Consider the following 15,669-nt stretch of genomic DNA (forward strand, 5'->3'; position numbering starts at 1 on the left):
TTGACGGAGTGCAGGCTCTTGGTCATTTGAGGTTTTCCTCGGCATATCGCTGGACGTGCTTGAGCGCGGACACGGCGGTCCGGGGGAAGGCACGCGGCGGCGTACCTCTGGTGGCGCGGAGGGTCCGGCGCCGTCGAGGCGTCGGTCAGAGGGGTGCCGAGGTCAATCGGGGCTGTCGCCCGGGTCGTCGGCGCCGCCGACGACATGGCCTGCGGCGCTCGAGGCGGCGCGGGCCGACTCGCGGGCGAGCGAGGCGGTCACCGCGTCGCCGAGCACCGCGAGGGGGGAGTGGATCTCGTCGTGCGCGCCGCCGGCCGACGAGGCGCCGGAGGGGGCTGCTGTGCACGGTCCGGACGGCGCGGGGGCCGGTGCGGGCGCGGCCGGAGGCGGGGGTGCCGGCGGAGCCGGCTCAGGCGCATCCGCAGGTGTCGAGGGGAGGAGGACCGGAGCCTTCTCCTCGAGCTGGGAGACGTCGCGGGGCGTCGGGTCGGACTCCACCCGGCCATCGGTGCCGGACGCGAGCCGGTCCTTGCTGCACCCTGAGTCCCCGACCTCGGCCGGCGCGGGGGCGGGCTCCGTCACGGGCGGCTTCGTCGCGGGGGCCGTCGCGGCAGTCATCGCGGTAGCAGGCGTCGCAGCGCCGGCCTCGACGCCGGTTCCCTCGACCGACGGGCCGGCCGCCGGCTGGCGTGCGGGCGGCTTCGTGGTCGACCCGGCTTGCGCGGGCTGGCCGAGTGCCTCGCTCGGCGGATCCCCGCCGTCGCTCGGCGGCTGGCCGGCGTCATCGTCCGTCCCCGTCGCGGGAGGAAGCGGCATCGGCGGAGCGGGGTCGACCCCGACCGGGTCCCTCCCGGTGCCGTTGCCCTGGTCGGTGCCGTTGCCCTGGTCGGTGCCGTTGCCCTGGCCGTTGCCCGGGTCGTTGCCCGGGTCGGTGCCGGTGCCCTGGCCAGTGCCGTTGTCCTGGTCGGTGCCGGTGCCGGTGCCGGTGCCGGTGCCGGTGCCCTGGCCGGTGCCGGTTGCCGTGCCGTTGCCGGGTGGACCGCTGGGTGCGGGATCCGGCGGCGGGACGTCGACCACCGACTCGACCGCCGGCGCCACCCTGCCCGGAGCGCTCGCGGACCGGCCGCGGTCGTCGTTCCCGGCGTGGGCGTGCGGGGACAGGGCGGCCAGCAGCACCCCGAACCCGACCACGGCGAGGAGGACGACTACGAGGCGCAACCGGCGGGATCGTGTCCGGAGGTCACCGTCGAAGGGGTCGGCGAGGTGCGAACGTGTGGTGGGGCCACAGGGCATCGCGCGTCACTCCCCCCTAGGTGTCCCCCGCGCGTCGCTGAGCTGGAGTTATCGCCATGATGCTGCATCAGGTGCGTGTGCCGGTCGTCTTCCACGATCGAGTGGTCGCCCACCACGGTGATGACAGCCGGAGAGTCGGCCCGGCGTCACCCTCTGTGAGAGAACGATCGATGAACCTTCATGCTCGTCGCCGTGCCGGACGAGAGTTCGTCCGCGCCGCAGGAAGAGGTTCACCCCGTTGCGTCGTGGGACGACGAGCGTGATCGAGCGGGTCAGCTCACACCGGTCGGCGGGTGGGCCACTGACGTTTCGGGCCGTCCCCTGCGCTCGGCCAACTCGACTCCGGCAGGCCGGGTAGGCGCCTGCCGCGACAGGACGTCAGCCCGCTCCGTCGGAGGTCGGACCTCGAACAGGACGCTGCTCAGTGGCTGCACCAGCCGCGCGATCTGCTCCACTGACCTCGCATAGGCCCTCCGCCGCCGGCCGGACGGTTCCGGCAGGTCGTAGGAGTCGGCCGGCATGCGGAGGGGGCGCGCCGCGTCCAGCAGCCGGGCCAGCTCGCGGGCACGGTCGGGCAGGTCGAGCGTCGCGAGGCCGTCCGTCGGCACGCCGGTCAGCAGCTCGGTCGCCTCGACCAGTGTGAACGTGCGCCGCAGCAGTCGCGGGCGCGCTTCCAGGACCCGGCGCCGCTGTTCGCCGGTCATGCAGAGGACGAGGTCGGCCGACTCGGCCAACTCCACGCTGAAGGGCCGCGAGCGTGGATCGCCGACCTGGATGCGCCGTCGTGCCAGTGCCGCCAGCATCCGCTGGTCGACGGGCTCGCCCACCGTGGCGGTCAGTCCGGCGCTGGACACCTGCACCTGCCCGCTGCCCACGGCCACGCGCTGGGCTCGCTCCAGGCACAGCAGTTCCGCGGCCGGGGAGCGGCGGACGTTGCCGTCGCCGACGAACAGGAGGTGCACGCGGCGCACCCTAGGGCTCCCCGCGGGCGCGGCGAGGAGCAACAGCTCCACACAGCCGCTTCCCTGGTGCGTTGCCGCGCACCGTGAGGATCTGGTGTCAGCGCGTGCTCGCGGGACTGGGTAGGACCAACCCGGTCAGCGGTTGTTGCGCCGCCCGCGGCCGGCGAACGTGCGCCGGAACCAACCGGTCGAGGCGTCGTCGCCGTCGTAGTAGTAGTTCCGCGCCGTCCGGCGCGGGGCGAAGGTGAGCACCGCACCGAGCACCGCCACGCCGGCCCGGTCGAGCAGCTCGCGGCACCGGCGCAAGCGGTCGACCGGCGTGCTTCCCCAACGGACGGTGAGGATCACCCCGTCGACGAGCGCTGCCAGTCCGGCCGAGTCGGCGACCGGCAGCAGCGGGGCCGCGTCGACCAGGACCACGTCGTAGGACTCCGCCAGCTTGCCGAGGAGGGTGGCCATCGCGTCGGAGGCCAGCAGCTCACCGGGGTTCGGCGGTGTCGCTCCGGCCGCGAGCACGGTCAGACCGGCGGTGCCCTGCGGCTGGAGGACGTCCTCGACGTCCGCGGTCTCCGTGAGGACGCTGGTCAACCCGGCGCCCGCGACCAGGCCCAGCTGCCGGGTCAGCCGCGGACGGCGCAGGTCGGCCTCGATCAGCAGGACGTTCTGCCCCGCCTGGGCGAGCGCCATGCCCAGCTGGATCGTGGTCGTGGTCTTGCCCTCGGACTGGTCCGCGCTCGTGACCATGAGGACGCGCGGGCGGGCGTCGACGGAGACGAACTTCAGATTGGTGCGCACGAGCCGGTAGGCCTCGGCGACGGGTCCGGTGGTGACCTCGGCGATGCGCACGTCGCGGGACACCAGGTCCGGGATCGCACCCAGCACCGGCACCCGTGCGGCGTCCGTGACCTCGGACTCCTCGCGGACGCTCGTGTCCAGCCTGTCACGGGCGACCGCACCCAGGCCACCGAGCAGCAGGCCCGCGAACATCCCGGCGGCGAGGATCCGGACGGGGTCGGGTGATGCGGGTTCCGACGGCAGCAGCGGTGCAGCCACCACGCTGACCTGGACCGGCGCGACAGCGGCGCCCCGGGGCGTCTCGAGCCGCTCCACCAGTGCGCTGAACTGCTCACCCACGGACCGGGCGATCGCCAGGGCCCGCTCGGGCGACTCGTCGGTCACCGTGACGTCGAGGATGACGGTCTCGGGCAGGACCTGGGCGCTGATCTGGCTCGGGAGCTGGTCCGGCGTCGTCTCGAGACCGAGGTCCGCGATCACGAGAGCAGCGAGGTCGCGGCCGATGAGGAGCTGGGCGTAGGAGGCTGCGCGCTGCTGGGAGAACTGCTCGCCCTGCGCGACGGCGCTCAGATCGGTCGCGCCCGCGGTCGAGACGAACAGCTGGGTGTTCGATGCGTACTGCGGGGTCATCAACTGGAGGACGCCCGCCGCCGCGGCCGCGCCCAGCGCCAGGCCGATCACGAGGTAGTACCACCGGCGCAGCAAACTGCCCGCGTACCGCGATATGCCCACCGGTGCCTCCCCCCGCCGAACGTCGTTCGCGACGCTCTGTCACGCCCAAGACTGCCAGGCCTGCGGCCCGTTGAGCTCATCCCATCCCTCGGAAGGGGTTACTCCCGGGCGCTGCCCACACTCCCCGGTGCCGGTCGAGCGGCCTCCGCGCGTGCGTCGGCGGCCGGTCGGGACGCGGACCGGAGCGCCACCGCGATGAGCAACGGCATGACCGGGGTCAGATGCTTGAGGTAGGAGCCGTAGTCCGGTTCGAAGAGGCACTGTGTCGTCAGGACGGCGATGGCGAACAGTGCTGCGCGCAGCAGCTTGGGGTCGGCGTCGCGGGCCGGCCCGCCGTCCAGCAGCCGGCCGGGACCCCACACCGCCGACCGGGCGAACAGGGCCCACATGGCCACGATCACGACGGCGAAGACGAGGTACTGCGGCGAGCCGAGGGCCGCCAGTGGCACCGGAACGGCCAGCTCGACGAGCGCGACGACGTTCTCGATGCTGTCGGCGATGGGGTTGGCTCCCAGTTCCGGCGGGGCGATCAGGGTCGTCGCGTCCGGGTTGAGCACGCGGTCGAGGTTCACGGATTGCCGGTAGGTCTGGATGGACTCGCCGAGCGCGACGGGCGCCAGGACGGTCACGCCCACGACGACTCCCACCACCGACCCGACCACCCGCCTGCGCCGGAGCGCGGAGGACGTGACGATCCGCAGGCCCACGTAGACGACCAGGATGAGCGCCCAGTAGGTGCGGAAGAAGTAGGCGTAGGTCAGCGCAGCGGCAACGATCGCGAGTTCTCCCCGCAGGCCACGACCGGCGACCAGCACCACGAACACGACCGGGAGGACCCACACCTCCTTGGAGTACTGCCCCAGGTACGCGCTGACGGTGACGACGTAGAGCCCCACCAGGAAGCCGGCGCGCAGGGTCACCGGGCCGCGGGCGCCGAGCAACGCCGGATAGAGGGCCATCGCGGCGAACGAACTGCCGATCAGCGCGGCGAGCCAGGGCCGGTCGGCCGCGCCCAGGAACTCGTACAGCCGCCCGACGTAGAGGTAGGAGGTGTCCTCGAAGGGGTGGTACTCACGGCGGGCGATCGACGCGATGGTGTTGCTGTCGTAGGAGTACCGGTCGGGTAGCAGCGCGCGTGCCACCACGATCATCGGGAGCAGCGCGACCACCGCTGCGACGTAGAGGTCGCCGAGCCCCTCGACGGGCCCGGACGGGGTCCGACGCAGGCGGTCCAGCGACGCGGAGAGACGGTTCACCCGCGTTCGCTCCCCTTCTCGGTCGGTTCGTGCACACGTCGATCATCGCCTGCCGCGGCCCGGACGACGAGCCTTCCCACCCCACCGGGGCGGTGCGGACCCGCCGCGGGGCACCCGCCCCTCGTACGATCGGCGACGGCTGGGCCGGGCATCCAGCAGCGGAGGAGGCGGCACGGTGGATCGCACGGCCGGGCTGTCGCGCCGCGCCTTCGGCCTCGGCGTCGTCGGCACCGCCGCGGTGACCGCGGCCGCCGTGGCCACCGGCACCGTCGTCCTGCTCGACGGGGACGACGTCGACCCCACCGGGGCGGCCGACTCCTCCGGCGGCATCCAGCGTCGGATCGACGACGCCCCCGACGGTGCGGTCATCGCGATCCCTGCCGGCGCCGTGCTCCGGTGCACCTCCACCATCACCCTCGGCGGCACCGGGAAGAGCCTCGTCGGCCCGGGCGAGCTGCGCTTCACCGAGGGGGTGGACGACGCAGCGGCGCTGCTCGTGACCGGGAACGGCAGCCGCATCGCCCAGGTCACGGTGACCAACCCGAACGAGCTCATCGGCACCCCCGACGGCCGGCGCAGCTCGGGCATCGACATCAACGCCCACGACGTGACGGTGACCGACTGCCGGGTCGACCGGTTCAACCACGGCATCGTCGTGGCGGCCGACGGGGAGTGGCTCGGGGCCCAGATCCTGGGCAACCGGGTGACCAACGTCGTCGGCGCCGGGGGAGGCCGGGGCAGCGACTCGCCGGAGGGCGAGGACCGGGGGGACGGGATCACCGTCTGGGGCGCGCAGGCCACCGTCGTGGGGAACGTCGTCTCGGCGCTGCCCGGCACGGACGCGCGCATCGGCATCCATGCCGAGGCGCTCGGCGACGGCGCGGAGGAGCGGCCGCCGCACAGCGACGCGATGGTGACCATCAGCGGCAACGTCGTGACCGGGCCGTTCCGGCGCTCCATCGTCCTCGAGGAGATCGATTCCGGCACGGTCGTGGGCAACACCTGCGCGGACGCGACATGGTGGTCCATCGCGCTGATCTCGGGGTCGGCCTGTCTCGTCGCCGACAACACCATCCGCTACTCGCGGACCGCCGACGACGACCAGGGGTACGCCTACAGCCCGGTGCGCGCGGCGGTCCAGGTCTACGGCGGCCGAGGCCACGTGGTCCGCGGCAACACCGTGACCGTCACCGGGGACGCCGACGCGTTCGTCGTCCTGACCGAGCTGGGATCCCCGCCGGAGGACGCGCTGGTGTCCGGCAACTCGTGCCAGGTCGCCGAGGGTGGGAGCTGCACCCGGGGCGTCAGCATGGTCGGCGACCGGGGTCCGGTGCGGCCCCGCGTCACGGGCAACGTGTTCAGCGGGATGTCGACGGCGGGCATCTACCTCGGCGGTGCGACGAGCCCGGACGTCGAGGGCAACACCGTCGTGGGGGGAGCGGGGTGCGAGCACGGCGTGCTCGGTGACGCCGCGGCCAACTCGGGAGCGGCTGTCCTCGGGAACCGGATCGTGGACTGCGGGACCGGCATCGGACTGTTCTTCGTCACCTCCGCCCTGGTCTCCGCCAACACGACGCAGGGCTGCGCCACCGCGATCGACCTGTTCGAGAGCGGTGGCGTGGTGGCCGTGGGGAACCTCTCCATCGGGGCCGGCTCCGCCGTGGCGAACCGCGGCACCAACACCGTGCTCCCGGAGCCGGCCGGCTGACCGGCACCTCCCCCCAACTGGTACCTCTGCCTCCGGATACGGCCGGCCGGCCGTGCCCGGCAACTACTCTGCGCACGTGATCTCGCCCCAGGCCGCGTCCCCGGCGCCCACGCCCCAGGCCGCGGTACGAGGGGTCGGGTCGCTGGTCTGCCGGTTCGTTCCCGACGCCGCCATCGACGATGCGCTCGTCAGGGCCTGGCAGGACCTCGCAACGCGGGCTGCCGAGCCGAACCCCTTCGCCGAGGCGGAGGTCGTCGCGCCGGCGCTGCGCCACCTCGGGGACGGCAGGCGCACCGGCATCCTCGCCGTCGGCGACGGTGCGAGGCTGCTGGCGGTGCTGCCGGTCGTGTGGCCGGTCGTCGCTCCCCTGGGGCCGCGCGGCCGGCTCCCGCTGCCCCTGGCGCAGGTGCCGGTCCAGCCCTACCGCCCGCTCGGCACGCCTTTGGTCGACGCCGACGAACCCGTCGCGGCGCTCGATGCGCTGCTGCGCCCGCCGCGCTCCTTCCCCGCGCCGGCGCTGCTGATCCGCAACTTCGGGGAGGACGGACCGGTCGCTGCGGCGCTCGACCAGGCGCTCGCCGCCCGGGGGCAGCGGGCACTGCGCACCAAGACCTACGAGCGGGCGCTGCTCGAGCGCGAGGGCGGTCCGACGCCGAACAAGAACCGCAAGAACCGGTACAACCGCCTCCGCCGGCACCGGGCAGATCTGGCCGAGGCGCTCGGCGAGGTCGCCGTCGTCGACCGCTCGGAGGACCCGGCCGCCATCGAGGACTTCCTGCGGCTGGAGGACAGCGGCTGGAAGGGGCGGGCCGGGACGGCGCTGGCTGCCGCCGGGAGCCACGCCACCTGGTTCCGCGAGGTTACCGCCGCATGGCGCGCGCAGGGCCGGCTCGAGGTGCTCTCGCTCGAGGTGGCCGGGCGGTCGGCGGCCATGATCTGCAACGTCAGCGTCGGCACGGCTTCCTTCCACCTCAAGTCCGCCTACGACGAGTCGTTGAGCGATCACCGCCCCGGCTCGCTCCTGGTCCTGCACTGCGTCGAGACCGTCGCCGGCGGGCCGTTCGACTGGCGCGACTCCTGCACCGTCCCGGACAACACCCTGTTCAACCAGCTGTGGCCCAGCCGCCGGCGGCTGTCGACGGTCGTGGTGCCGATGCGTGGCCGGACCGGGACCGTCGCGGTCACGGGCATCGAGGGAGCCCGGTGGGTGGGGCGACTGCCGGGGAGAGCGAGGGCGGCGCTCGCCGCCCGCGACGCGGACGACGCGGGCCCCACCCCCGCACTCGGCGTCGTCGAGGAGGCCCTGCGGCATGTCTAGGTCGCCGTCGGCCGGCCATGTCACCCGTGTCCTGGAGCGCCCCGACGCGCACCTGATCGCGCAGTGGCGGGATCTCGCCACCCGCGCCGCCGAGGCCAATCCCTTCGCCGAACCCGACGTCGTCGTCCCGGCCATGCGGCATCTCGACGGGCGGGACGCAGCCCTGCTCACCGTCTGGGACGGGGACCGCCTCGACGCGCTCCTGCCGGTGCGCTGGCCGATGCGCATCCCCCTGCCCGGCGGGCGCTGGCTGCCGTTGCCGGCCTGGGAGGCCACCACGCTGCCCTACCGCCCGCTGGGCACCCCACTGCTCGACCGGACGCGAGCGGTCGACGCGGCGGCGGCCCTGCTCCGGCCGCCGGTGAGCGCGCGCCGACCCGCTGCGATGCTGGGCGTCCGCGCCTTCTCCGACGACGGTCCCGTGGCGGCTGCCTTCGACGAGGCCCTGGCCGGCGGCGGCCGGACCGTGCTGCGGCTGAAGACGTACCAGCGGGCCGTGTTCCTGAGCGACAGCGGCACGACGCCGGGCAAGAGCGGGCGGCGCCGGTACCGGCAGGTGCGGGCCGCGCGCGAGAAGTTGGACCAGCAGGTCGGGGTGAGCACGATCCTCGACCGCTCCGGCGACCCGTCCGCCGTCGAGGACTTCCTGCGCCTGGAGGCCTCCGGCTGGAAGGGCCGGGCAGGCAGCGCACTCGCCTGCCGGCCGGAGCACGCCGACTGGTTCCGCGAGATGTGCGCCGGACTCGCTGCGCAGGGCCGGCTGGAGCTGCTGTCGCTGCGGGCGGGTGGCAAGGACCTGGCGATGGAGTGCTGCCTGCTCGCCGGTGAGGACGCCTTCCACCTGAAAGCTGCCTACGACGAGGCCTACGCCGACTACGTGCCTGGCATGCAGCCGCTGCTCCACGTCATCGACGGACAGGGGGGCAAGGCGCACCGGCGTGATTCGTGCACGCTGCCCGACAACGCGTTGATGAACTCCCTCTGGCCGGACCGTCGCACTCTGTCCACCGTGCTGCTGCCGTTGCACGGTGCGGTCGGCGGCGCCACCCTGGGCCTGGTCCGAGGTGCCCGCCGGACAGTCGGTCGCGGGCGGGCCGCGGTAGGCCGCCTGCGGAAGCGGAGCGAGGCGTGAGCGCGGCGGCCCTGCGCGTCGACGTGGTCACCGACGACGCAGCCTTCGAAGCGATGGCGGTGGCCTGGGACGAGCTGGTCGCGTCGTGCGCCACCTCGACGCCGTTCCAGGCCCATCCCTGGCTGACCTCCTGGTGGCGGTCCTACGGCTCACCCGGGCGGCTGCGCGTCGTGCGCGTCCACGACGGCGACCGGATGGTCGCGGCGGCGGCCCTCGTCGTCGAGCGCCGTGGGCCCGTGCGCCTGCTCCGGCCGGTGGGCGCCGGGATCTCCGACTTCGGCGACGTCCTCCTTGCCGACGACGTCGCGTCCAGGACCGCCGCGCTGGAGGCGCTGGTGGGGGCGCTGCTCGCGCTGGACGGCTGGGACGCGCTCGACGTCCCCGAGGCCCGGCCCGGGTCCGTGATGTCGGAGCTGGCGGCCCGCTGGGCGGGCGGCCGGGCGGTCATCCCCGCCTCCACGTGCCTCGAGCTGCCGGTGCTGCCGCTGCCCGAGCTGCTCTCCGGATTGCCCGGCAAGACCGCCAAGCACATCCGCCGCAAGCTGCGCCGGATCGACGAGGTCGGGGTCGAGGCGGTCGTCGTGGCCCCTGCCGAGGCGGCCGACGCCGTCGACGAGCTGCTGGCCCTGCATGCCGCCCAGTGGTCGGGGCGCGGGATGAACCCCGAGCACGGACGGGACCGCTTCCGCCGGCACCTCCGCGGCGCCGTCTCGGCCATGGCCGGCGACGGACGTGCGGTGCTGGTGCGCTACCTGCACGACGGTCGGACGGCGGGACTGCGCCTCAACGTCGCCGACCAGCGGCTCGCGGGCGCCTACCTCGCCGGCGTGGACCCCGCGCTCCGCGAAGCGGTCGACGTCGCCACCCTGATGATGCGGCACAACCTCGAGCTGGCCGAGGCGGCCGGCGTCGGGACGCTGAGCCTCCTGCGGGGCGAGGAGGAGTACAAGTTCCGGTGGCGCCCGGACGCCGTCCGCAACGAGCGCATCGTGCTCGGGCGGCCGAGGAGCCTGCCGGCCGTCGTCCACCTGGCCGCTGTTCGCGGGCGTGGCCGCGCGGTCCCGTGGGTCAAAGCGCGGGCGCCGTGGGTGCGGGAGATCCGCGACCGCGCCCTGAAGACCCTGCGCCGCTAGCCAGGCCCTGCGCTGCTGGGCAGGCCCAGCGCCGCTGGACACACCCTGCGCCGCTGGACCAGGCCGGGCGTGCGGGCGGCTGCGGGGTCAGTCGGCCGCGCGGCCGCGCGTGCGCCGGACAAGAGCGGTCGCGCCGGCCCTCACCTCGGGCACCTGCAGCACCCACGTGGTCGCGCCGTACACGGCGGCCACGACGAGCCCGCCGACGACCACCGCCGGCGCCACCGGGAGGCTGTCGCCCACGCCGCGCAGCACCGCCCAGGCGGCGAGCCCGGCCGCGCCGCCGGCGACGGTCGCTCGGGCCAGCAGGCCGAGCAGCGGGGTGTACGGGAGCGCGACGACCCGCGAGCGCAAGCCCACCAGGAGCAGTGCGGCGGCGACGGTGATCCCCACCGCGTTGGCCAGGGCGAGTCCGGTGGCACCGAGGGGCCCGACGGCCAGGACGCTCACGCCGACCGTGGCGGCCAGCCCGCTGGCCGTCGCCACGGCCGGCCACCACGTCCGCTGCGCCCGGGACCAGTAGCAGGTGGCGAGGACGCCGACCAGCGTCTGCCCGAGCAGGCCAACTGCGTACACCCGCATGATCACGGCCGTCTCGGCCACGTCGCCGGCGGTGAACTCACCGCGCAGGAACAGGAACTGGATGACCTGCGGCGCGCAGGCGACGAGCGCGGCGATCGCCGGGAGGATCACCAGGACGGCCAGCCGGAGGGTCTGCTCGACCCCGGCGCGCAGCTCGTCGGTCCGGCCACCCGCGGCGTGCCTGGCCAGCGAGGGCATGGACACCATCGCGATGGCCATGGCGAGGGCCAGCGGGATCTGCGCCACCTTCGTCGCGTAGTTGAGGTGCGAGATCGTGCCGGCGTCCAGCGTGCTGCCGAAGAACCGCTCGACCACGACCTGCGCCTGCCGGCCCAGCGTGTAGAGACCGACCGGCAGGAAGGCCACCGCCGCGAGCAGCAGCCCCCGGTCCAGCCCCAGACGGAGGTTGCGCACGTGCACCCGGCGCAGGAACGGGCCGAGCTGCAGCGCGACCATGCCGGCGGCCCCGACGCTGAGCCCGAGGGCCGCGGCGAAGATCCCGAGCCGGTCGTGCAGCAGGAGCAGGCAGGCGAGGATGCCGACGTTGTAGACGACGTACACCCAGGCCGGCACGAGGAAGCGCTGGTGCGCGCGCAGCGTGGCCATGAGCACGCCCGAGAGCCCCAGGAAGAGGATGGTCGGTGCCGCGGCCCGCACGCAGCGCACGGCCAGCTCGGGCTCGGCCAGGCCGGGGGCGAGGACGGCGACCAGCCCCGGCGCCAGGAGGGCGACCAGCGCGGTGAGGCCCGCCAGGAGCAGGCCGAGCGGGATCACGCTGCGGTCGAGGACCCGCTGCACGGTGCCGCGCAACTCCAGCTCGCGCGCCAGCCGGGGCACGAGGAGGTAGGCGAGCGCACCCTCCATGAGCAGCGGGCTGGCCGTCTCCGGGATCATCCACGCGACGAGGAAGGCGTCGGTCTCCGCGCTGGCCCCGAAGTAGTGGGCGAGCAGGACGTCGCGCAGCAGGCCGAGGACGGCACCGATGATCTCGATGGCGGTGACCAGGCCGGCGGTGTAGAGCAGCCGGACCTTGTGCGTCATGCCCGGCCGCGCGCCCGCGTCGGCACGCTCGGGCGCCACGGCGGCCTCGTCGGCCGCCCGGGCCGGCCCCGTCACGGACGCCACCGCGCGGGCAGGACGGAGCAGGGCGTCACGCGCTGCCCGCCCGGTCGGCGTCCGGCATGGTGCATCCCCCTACGGTCCGGGCCACGGTAGCCGGGCCGCGGACCGGGAGGCCCGCTCGTCGTTCCCGGCCTCACTCGTGCGGGGAGCACGGAGCAGGCCCGCCCGGGCGCTGCGCACGCCGCCGCCGGACGGCGCGCAGCAGCAGCACGCCCACCGCCGCGCCGGCCGAGTTGGCGAGCACGTCGGTCACGGTCGGCTGCCGGTCGGGCAGTACCGTCTGCACGACCTCGACCAGCAGCGAGGCCCCGGAGCACAGGGCCCACACCTGCCATGCCGGGGTGCGCGGCAGAGCGGCCGCCAGCAGCAGCCCGATCGGCACGAAGAGCAGCACGTTGGCCACGAGCTCCACGCGCTCGAAGCTCACGGACGAGATCCCCGCGTCCGTGCGCGCCGTCTCGGTGACCAGTTGGATCAACTCGGCCGGCGAGGGGCCGAGGGTGCTCGCGCCGACCAGGACCGCGAACAGCACCAGCGCGCGGAGGGCCCACCGCGGTGTCATGGCCGGCCAACCTAGCGGTCCTCCCTGCGAGCCGGCTGGGACCGCTGCCCCACGCGCGGTCCGGTCCGGGTCCGGCGCCGGCCGGGTCGGCCGCCGCGGCCGGCCGGATCGTCGTGGAGCTCGTCGTAGAGGTCGTCGATCCGGGCGGCGACGGAACGGATGTCCAGGGCGCGCAGGGCGGGCGGGCAGGTGCGGTCACCGGCGCCGCGGGCGAGGGCGTCTTCCACCGCGGGGAGGAGCGCGTCGCCGACCCCGATGCGCGCGGCGCCGGCCACCTCGGCGTCCAGCTCCTCGAGGCCCGGGCAGCGCCGGTAGACGACCGGCAGGCCGGCGGCCAGCCCCTCCAGCACGGCCAGGCCGAACGTCTCGTAGTGCGACGGCGAGACGAGCACGTCCATCGCCGGCAGCACCTCGGCGACCGGTTGCTCGCCGACCAGGTGTACCGCGGTTGCGACGCCGAGCCGCTCGGCCAGCGCCGCCAGCTCCGGGCGGGACGCGCCCTCGCCCACCACCACCAGCTGCCGGTCGCGGCCCAGCGACGGCGCCAGCGCGGTGATCAGCTCGTCGAATCGCTTGCCGGCGTGCAGGCGGCCGACGGCGCCCACCAGCTGCGCGCCGTCGGCCAGGCCCAGCGCGGACCGGGCACGCTCGCGCCGGCCGGCGTCGAAGGCCACGGCGTCGAGGTCCAGGCCGTTGGGCACCGTGACGACGCGGTCCGCGGCGATGCCCCAGCCCAGGAGGTTGGCGCGCACGGCGGAGGAGACCGCGACCGTGCGCCTGCCCAGGCGCTCGGCGGCCAGGTACAGCAGCCGGACGGGCCGGGTCGCCGGTCGGCCCTCCAGCTGGTCGTCCAGCAGGGAGTGCTCGGTGGCCACCACGACCGGCACCCCGGCCAGGCGCGCGGCCAGCCGCCCGTAGAGGCCGGCCCGGTAGAGGTGCGTGTGCACGACGTCGTACCGGCCGCGCCGCACCAGCCGGGCCAGCCGCAGCACTGCGCCGACCTCCGTGTTGCTGCGCATGCCGAGGTCGGTCACCGGAACGCCGTCGGCCCGCAGCTGGTCGGCGACCGAGCCCGCGTTGTACAGGGCGACGACATCCGCGTCGTGCCGCGCGTGCTGCAGGAGCAGCCGGAGCTGGCTCTCCGCCCCCCCGGCGGCCAGCCCGGTGATGACGTGCAGGACCTTCACCTCGGCCCTGACCGTCTCCGCACGATGTGGTGGCGGGCCAGCTTGGCCGCGAGGCGCGGGCCGGTGTCGCGGTCGCCGACGTAGAAGCGGGGGAGGGTGTGCCGGTCGGCGACGGAGTAGTCGCGGGTGACGCAGGCGTGGTCGTAGCCGGCCGCGCGCACCGCGTCCGCCGCGGCGGCGTCGAAGTCGCCGTAGGGGTAGCAGAAACCGCGCACCGGGGCGTCGAGGACCTCCTCGAGCACCCGGCGGCTCTCGGCGACCTCGTTCCGCAGCGTTCCGGCGTCCAGCCCGGCGAGGTGGGCGTGGGTGGAGGAGTGGCTGCCCACCTCGTGGCCGAGCGCGGCCACCTGGCGGACCTGGTCGGCGGACAGCAGGTCCAGCCGCGGGCCCTCGTCCCAGTCGTTCTGCCCGGCCAGCCGCCCCGCGACGACGTACACCGTGCCGGTCATGCCGTGCCGGTCCAGGATCGGCACCGCGTGCTCGAGGAAGTCCACGTAGCCGTCGTCGAACGTGAGCCCGACCAGCCGCGCGCCCTCACCGCGGTCGTGGGCGTCGACCAGCTCGGCCAGGGAGACCCCGGTCAGGCCCAGGCGCCGGAGTGTGCGGAGCTGGGCGTCGAGCCGCTCCGGGTGCACCCGGAGCAGGTTCGGGTCGGCGGTCTGCGCCGGGCTGATGGAGTGGTACATCAGCACCGTCGGCAGCGGGCGCGGTGCAGCGCCCGGACGATCGTCGGCCATGCCCCACCTTCTCCGGAGAAGTCGTCACCCAGCGTAGTGCGGCGGGTGCCCAGAACAGGACCGCGTGGGGCGAGTGCACCCCGTCGGGGGCAGGTCTCAGCCGCCGGTCCAGGCCAGCAGGTCGTCGGCGTCCCGGGTGTTGATCACGCGGTCCACCGGCACGGCGCACTCGATCGCGCGCTCGACCCCGTTGTACTGCCAGTCCAGCTGGCCGGGGGCGTGCGCGTCGGTGTCGATCGCGAACTCGCAGCCGATGTCCACGGCCAGCGAGAGCAGCCGCTTGGGCGGGTCGAGGCGCTCGGGCCGGGAGTTGATCTCCACCGCGGTGCCGAACTCGACGCAGGCGCCGAACACCGCCTCGGCGTCGAACTGGCTCTCCGGCCGGGGCTTCTGCTCGCCGTTGCGCTGCCGGCGGCCGATGACCAGCCGTCCGGTGCAGTGCCCGAGGACGTCGGTGTGCGGGTTGGCCACGGCGGTGAGCATCCGCTCGGTCATCTGGGCGCTCGGGGCGCGCAGCTCGGAGTGCACGCTGGCGACGACGACGTCGAGCCGGCCGAGCAGCTCGTCGGTCTGGTCGAGGCTGCCGTCGACGTTGATGTCGCACTCGATGCCGGTGAGGATCCGGAAGGGGCTGAGCTCCTCGTTGAGTGCTGCGACGACGTCGAGCTGCTTCTCCAGCCGCTGCGGGGAGAGCCCGTTGGCGACGGTCAGCCGGGGGGAGTGGTCGGTCAGCGCCATGTACTCGTGGCCGATCGCCATGGCGGCCTCGGCCATCTCCCGGATCGGGCTGCCGCCGTCGGACCAGTCGCTGTGCAGGTGCAGGTCACCGCGCAGCGCGGCCCGGAACTCCGCGACGTCGTCGGCCAGCGGGACCAGCTCGGCGTAGGCGTCCTCGAGCTTCGTCAGGTACTCGGGCACCTCGCCCTTGTGCGCCTGGACGACGACGGCCGCCGTCTTGGGCCCGACGCCCTTGAGGTCCTTGAGCGTGTTCGTCCGGATCTTCAGGTCGAGCTGCTCGGCGGTGAGGCCGTCGACCACGGCCGCCGCCGTCCGGAACGCCCCGACCCGGTAACTGGGCTCGCGGGCGCGCTCCAGAAGGAAGGCGATCCTCCGGAGCGCGGCCGCGGGCTCGAGCGGTGTGCTCAGTGCC

13 protein-coding genes are annotated in these 15,669 nt (G+C 74.4%); 4 read left to right on the forward strand and 9 right to left on the reverse strand.

The window, feature by feature from the left end; genetic code table 11:
- Positions 1-162: 162 nt before the first annotated feature.
- The 4 genes from CRP30_RS22780 to CRP30_RS12550 all read right to left on the reverse strand — a co-directional run bounded on the left by CRP30_RS22780 (position 163) and on the right by CRP30_RS12550 (position 5,038).
- Positions 163-1,218, reverse strand: coding sequence for a hypothetical protein (locus tag CRP30_RS22780; RefSeq protein ID WP_200814728.1), 1,056 nt, complete (start codon positions 1,216-1,218; stop codon positions 163-165).
- 347 nt (positions 1,219-1,565) lie between these two features.
- Positions 1,566-2,255 (reverse strand): arsenate reductase/protein-tyrosine-phosphatase family protein, encoded by a 690-nt coding sequence (locus CRP30_RS12540; protein WP_159961724.1) that lies wholly within the window; start codon positions 2,253-2,255, stop codon positions 1,566-1,568.
- A 135-nt stretch (positions 2,256-2,390) separates the two neighbouring features.
- Positions 2,391-3,782, reverse strand: coding sequence for a tyrosine-protein kinase domain-containing protein (locus CRP30_RS12545; protein WP_097184323.1), 1,392 nt, complete (start codon positions 3,780-3,782; stop codon positions 2,391-2,393).
- 98 nt (positions 3,783-3,880) lie between these two features.
- A complete protein-coding gene (locus CRP30_RS12550; RefSeq protein WP_097184324.1) occupies positions 3,881-5,038 on the reverse strand; it encodes a hypothetical protein in 1,158 nt (385 codons plus the stop codon).
- Between the two features lie 175 nt (positions 5,039-5,213).
- Here CRP30_RS12550 and CRP30_RS22295 point away from each other — a divergent pair, with 175 nt between their 5' ends.
- The 4 genes from CRP30_RS22295 (at position 5,214) to CRP30_RS12565 (ending at position 10,329) form a co-directional block, all read left to right on the forward strand.
- On the forward strand, positions 5,214-6,746 hold the full coding sequence (locus tag CRP30_RS22295; RefSeq protein ID WP_143278461.1) for a right-handed parallel beta-helix repeat-containing protein: 1,533 nt from the start codon (positions 5,214-5,216) through the stop codon (positions 6,744-6,746).
- 76 nt (positions 6,747-6,822) lie between these two features.
- Positions 6,823-8,064, forward strand: coding sequence for a GNAT family N-acetyltransferase (locus CRP30_RS12555; protein ID WP_159961726.1), 1,242 nt, complete (start codon positions 6,823-6,825; stop codon positions 8,062-8,064).
- Positions 8,057-9,196, forward strand: a complete 1,140-nt coding sequence (locus tag CRP30_RS12560) for a GNAT family N-acetyltransferase (protein ID WP_097184325.1) — start codon at positions 8,057-8,059, stop codon at positions 9,194-9,196. Before CRP30_RS12555 ends, CRP30_RS12560 begins: the two co-directional genes overlap by 8 nt.
- Positions 9,193-10,329, forward strand: a complete 1,137-nt coding sequence (locus CRP30_RS12565) for a GNAT family N-acetyltransferase (RefSeq protein ID WP_097184326.1) — start codon at positions 9,193-9,195, stop codon at positions 10,327-10,329. The genes CRP30_RS12560 and CRP30_RS12565 overlap by 4 nt, the downstream gene beginning before the upstream one ends.
- 87 nt (positions 10,330-10,416) lie before the next feature.
- Here the strand turns inward: CRP30_RS12565 and murJ are convergent, their stop codons facing one another.
- The 5 genes from murJ to CRP30_RS12590 form a co-directional block, all read right to left on the reverse strand.
- Positions 10,417-12,027, reverse strand: coding sequence for a murein biosynthesis integral membrane protein MurJ (gene murJ / locus CRP30_RS12570; protein ID WP_097184327.1), 1,611 nt, complete (start codon positions 12,025-12,027; stop codon positions 10,417-10,419).
- 139 nt (positions 12,028-12,166) lie between these two features.
- A complete protein-coding gene (locus tag CRP30_RS12575; protein ID WP_097184328.1) occupies positions 12,167-12,595 on the reverse strand; it encodes a VanZ family protein in 429 nt (142 codons plus the stop codon).
- Between the two features lie 11 nt (positions 12,596-12,606).
- On the reverse strand, positions 12,607-13,782 hold the full coding sequence (locus CRP30_RS12580) for a glycosyltransferase (protein ID WP_097184329.1): 1,176 nt from the start codon (positions 13,780-13,782) through the stop codon (positions 12,607-12,609).
- A complete protein-coding gene (locus CRP30_RS12585) occupies positions 13,779-14,519 on the reverse strand; it encodes a polysaccharide deacetylase family protein (protein ID WP_200814729.1) in 741 nt (246 codons plus the stop codon). Before CRP30_RS12585 ends, CRP30_RS12580 begins: the two co-directional genes overlap by 4 nt.
- Positions 14,520-14,615: 96 nt before the next feature.
- Complete coding sequence (locus CRP30_RS12590) at positions 14,616-15,665, reverse strand: PHP domain-containing protein (RefSeq protein ID WP_097184942.1); 1,050 nt, start codon at positions 15,663-15,665, stop codon at positions 14,616-14,618.
- Between the last annotated feature and the right edge of the window lie 4 nt (positions 15,666-15,669).

This window comes from Blastococcus haudaquaticus (assembly GCF_900230285.1).
GTDB classification, from domain to species: Bacteria; Actinomycetota; Actinomycetes; order Mycobacteriales; family Geodermatophilaceae; genus Blastococcus_B; species Blastococcus_B haudaquaticus.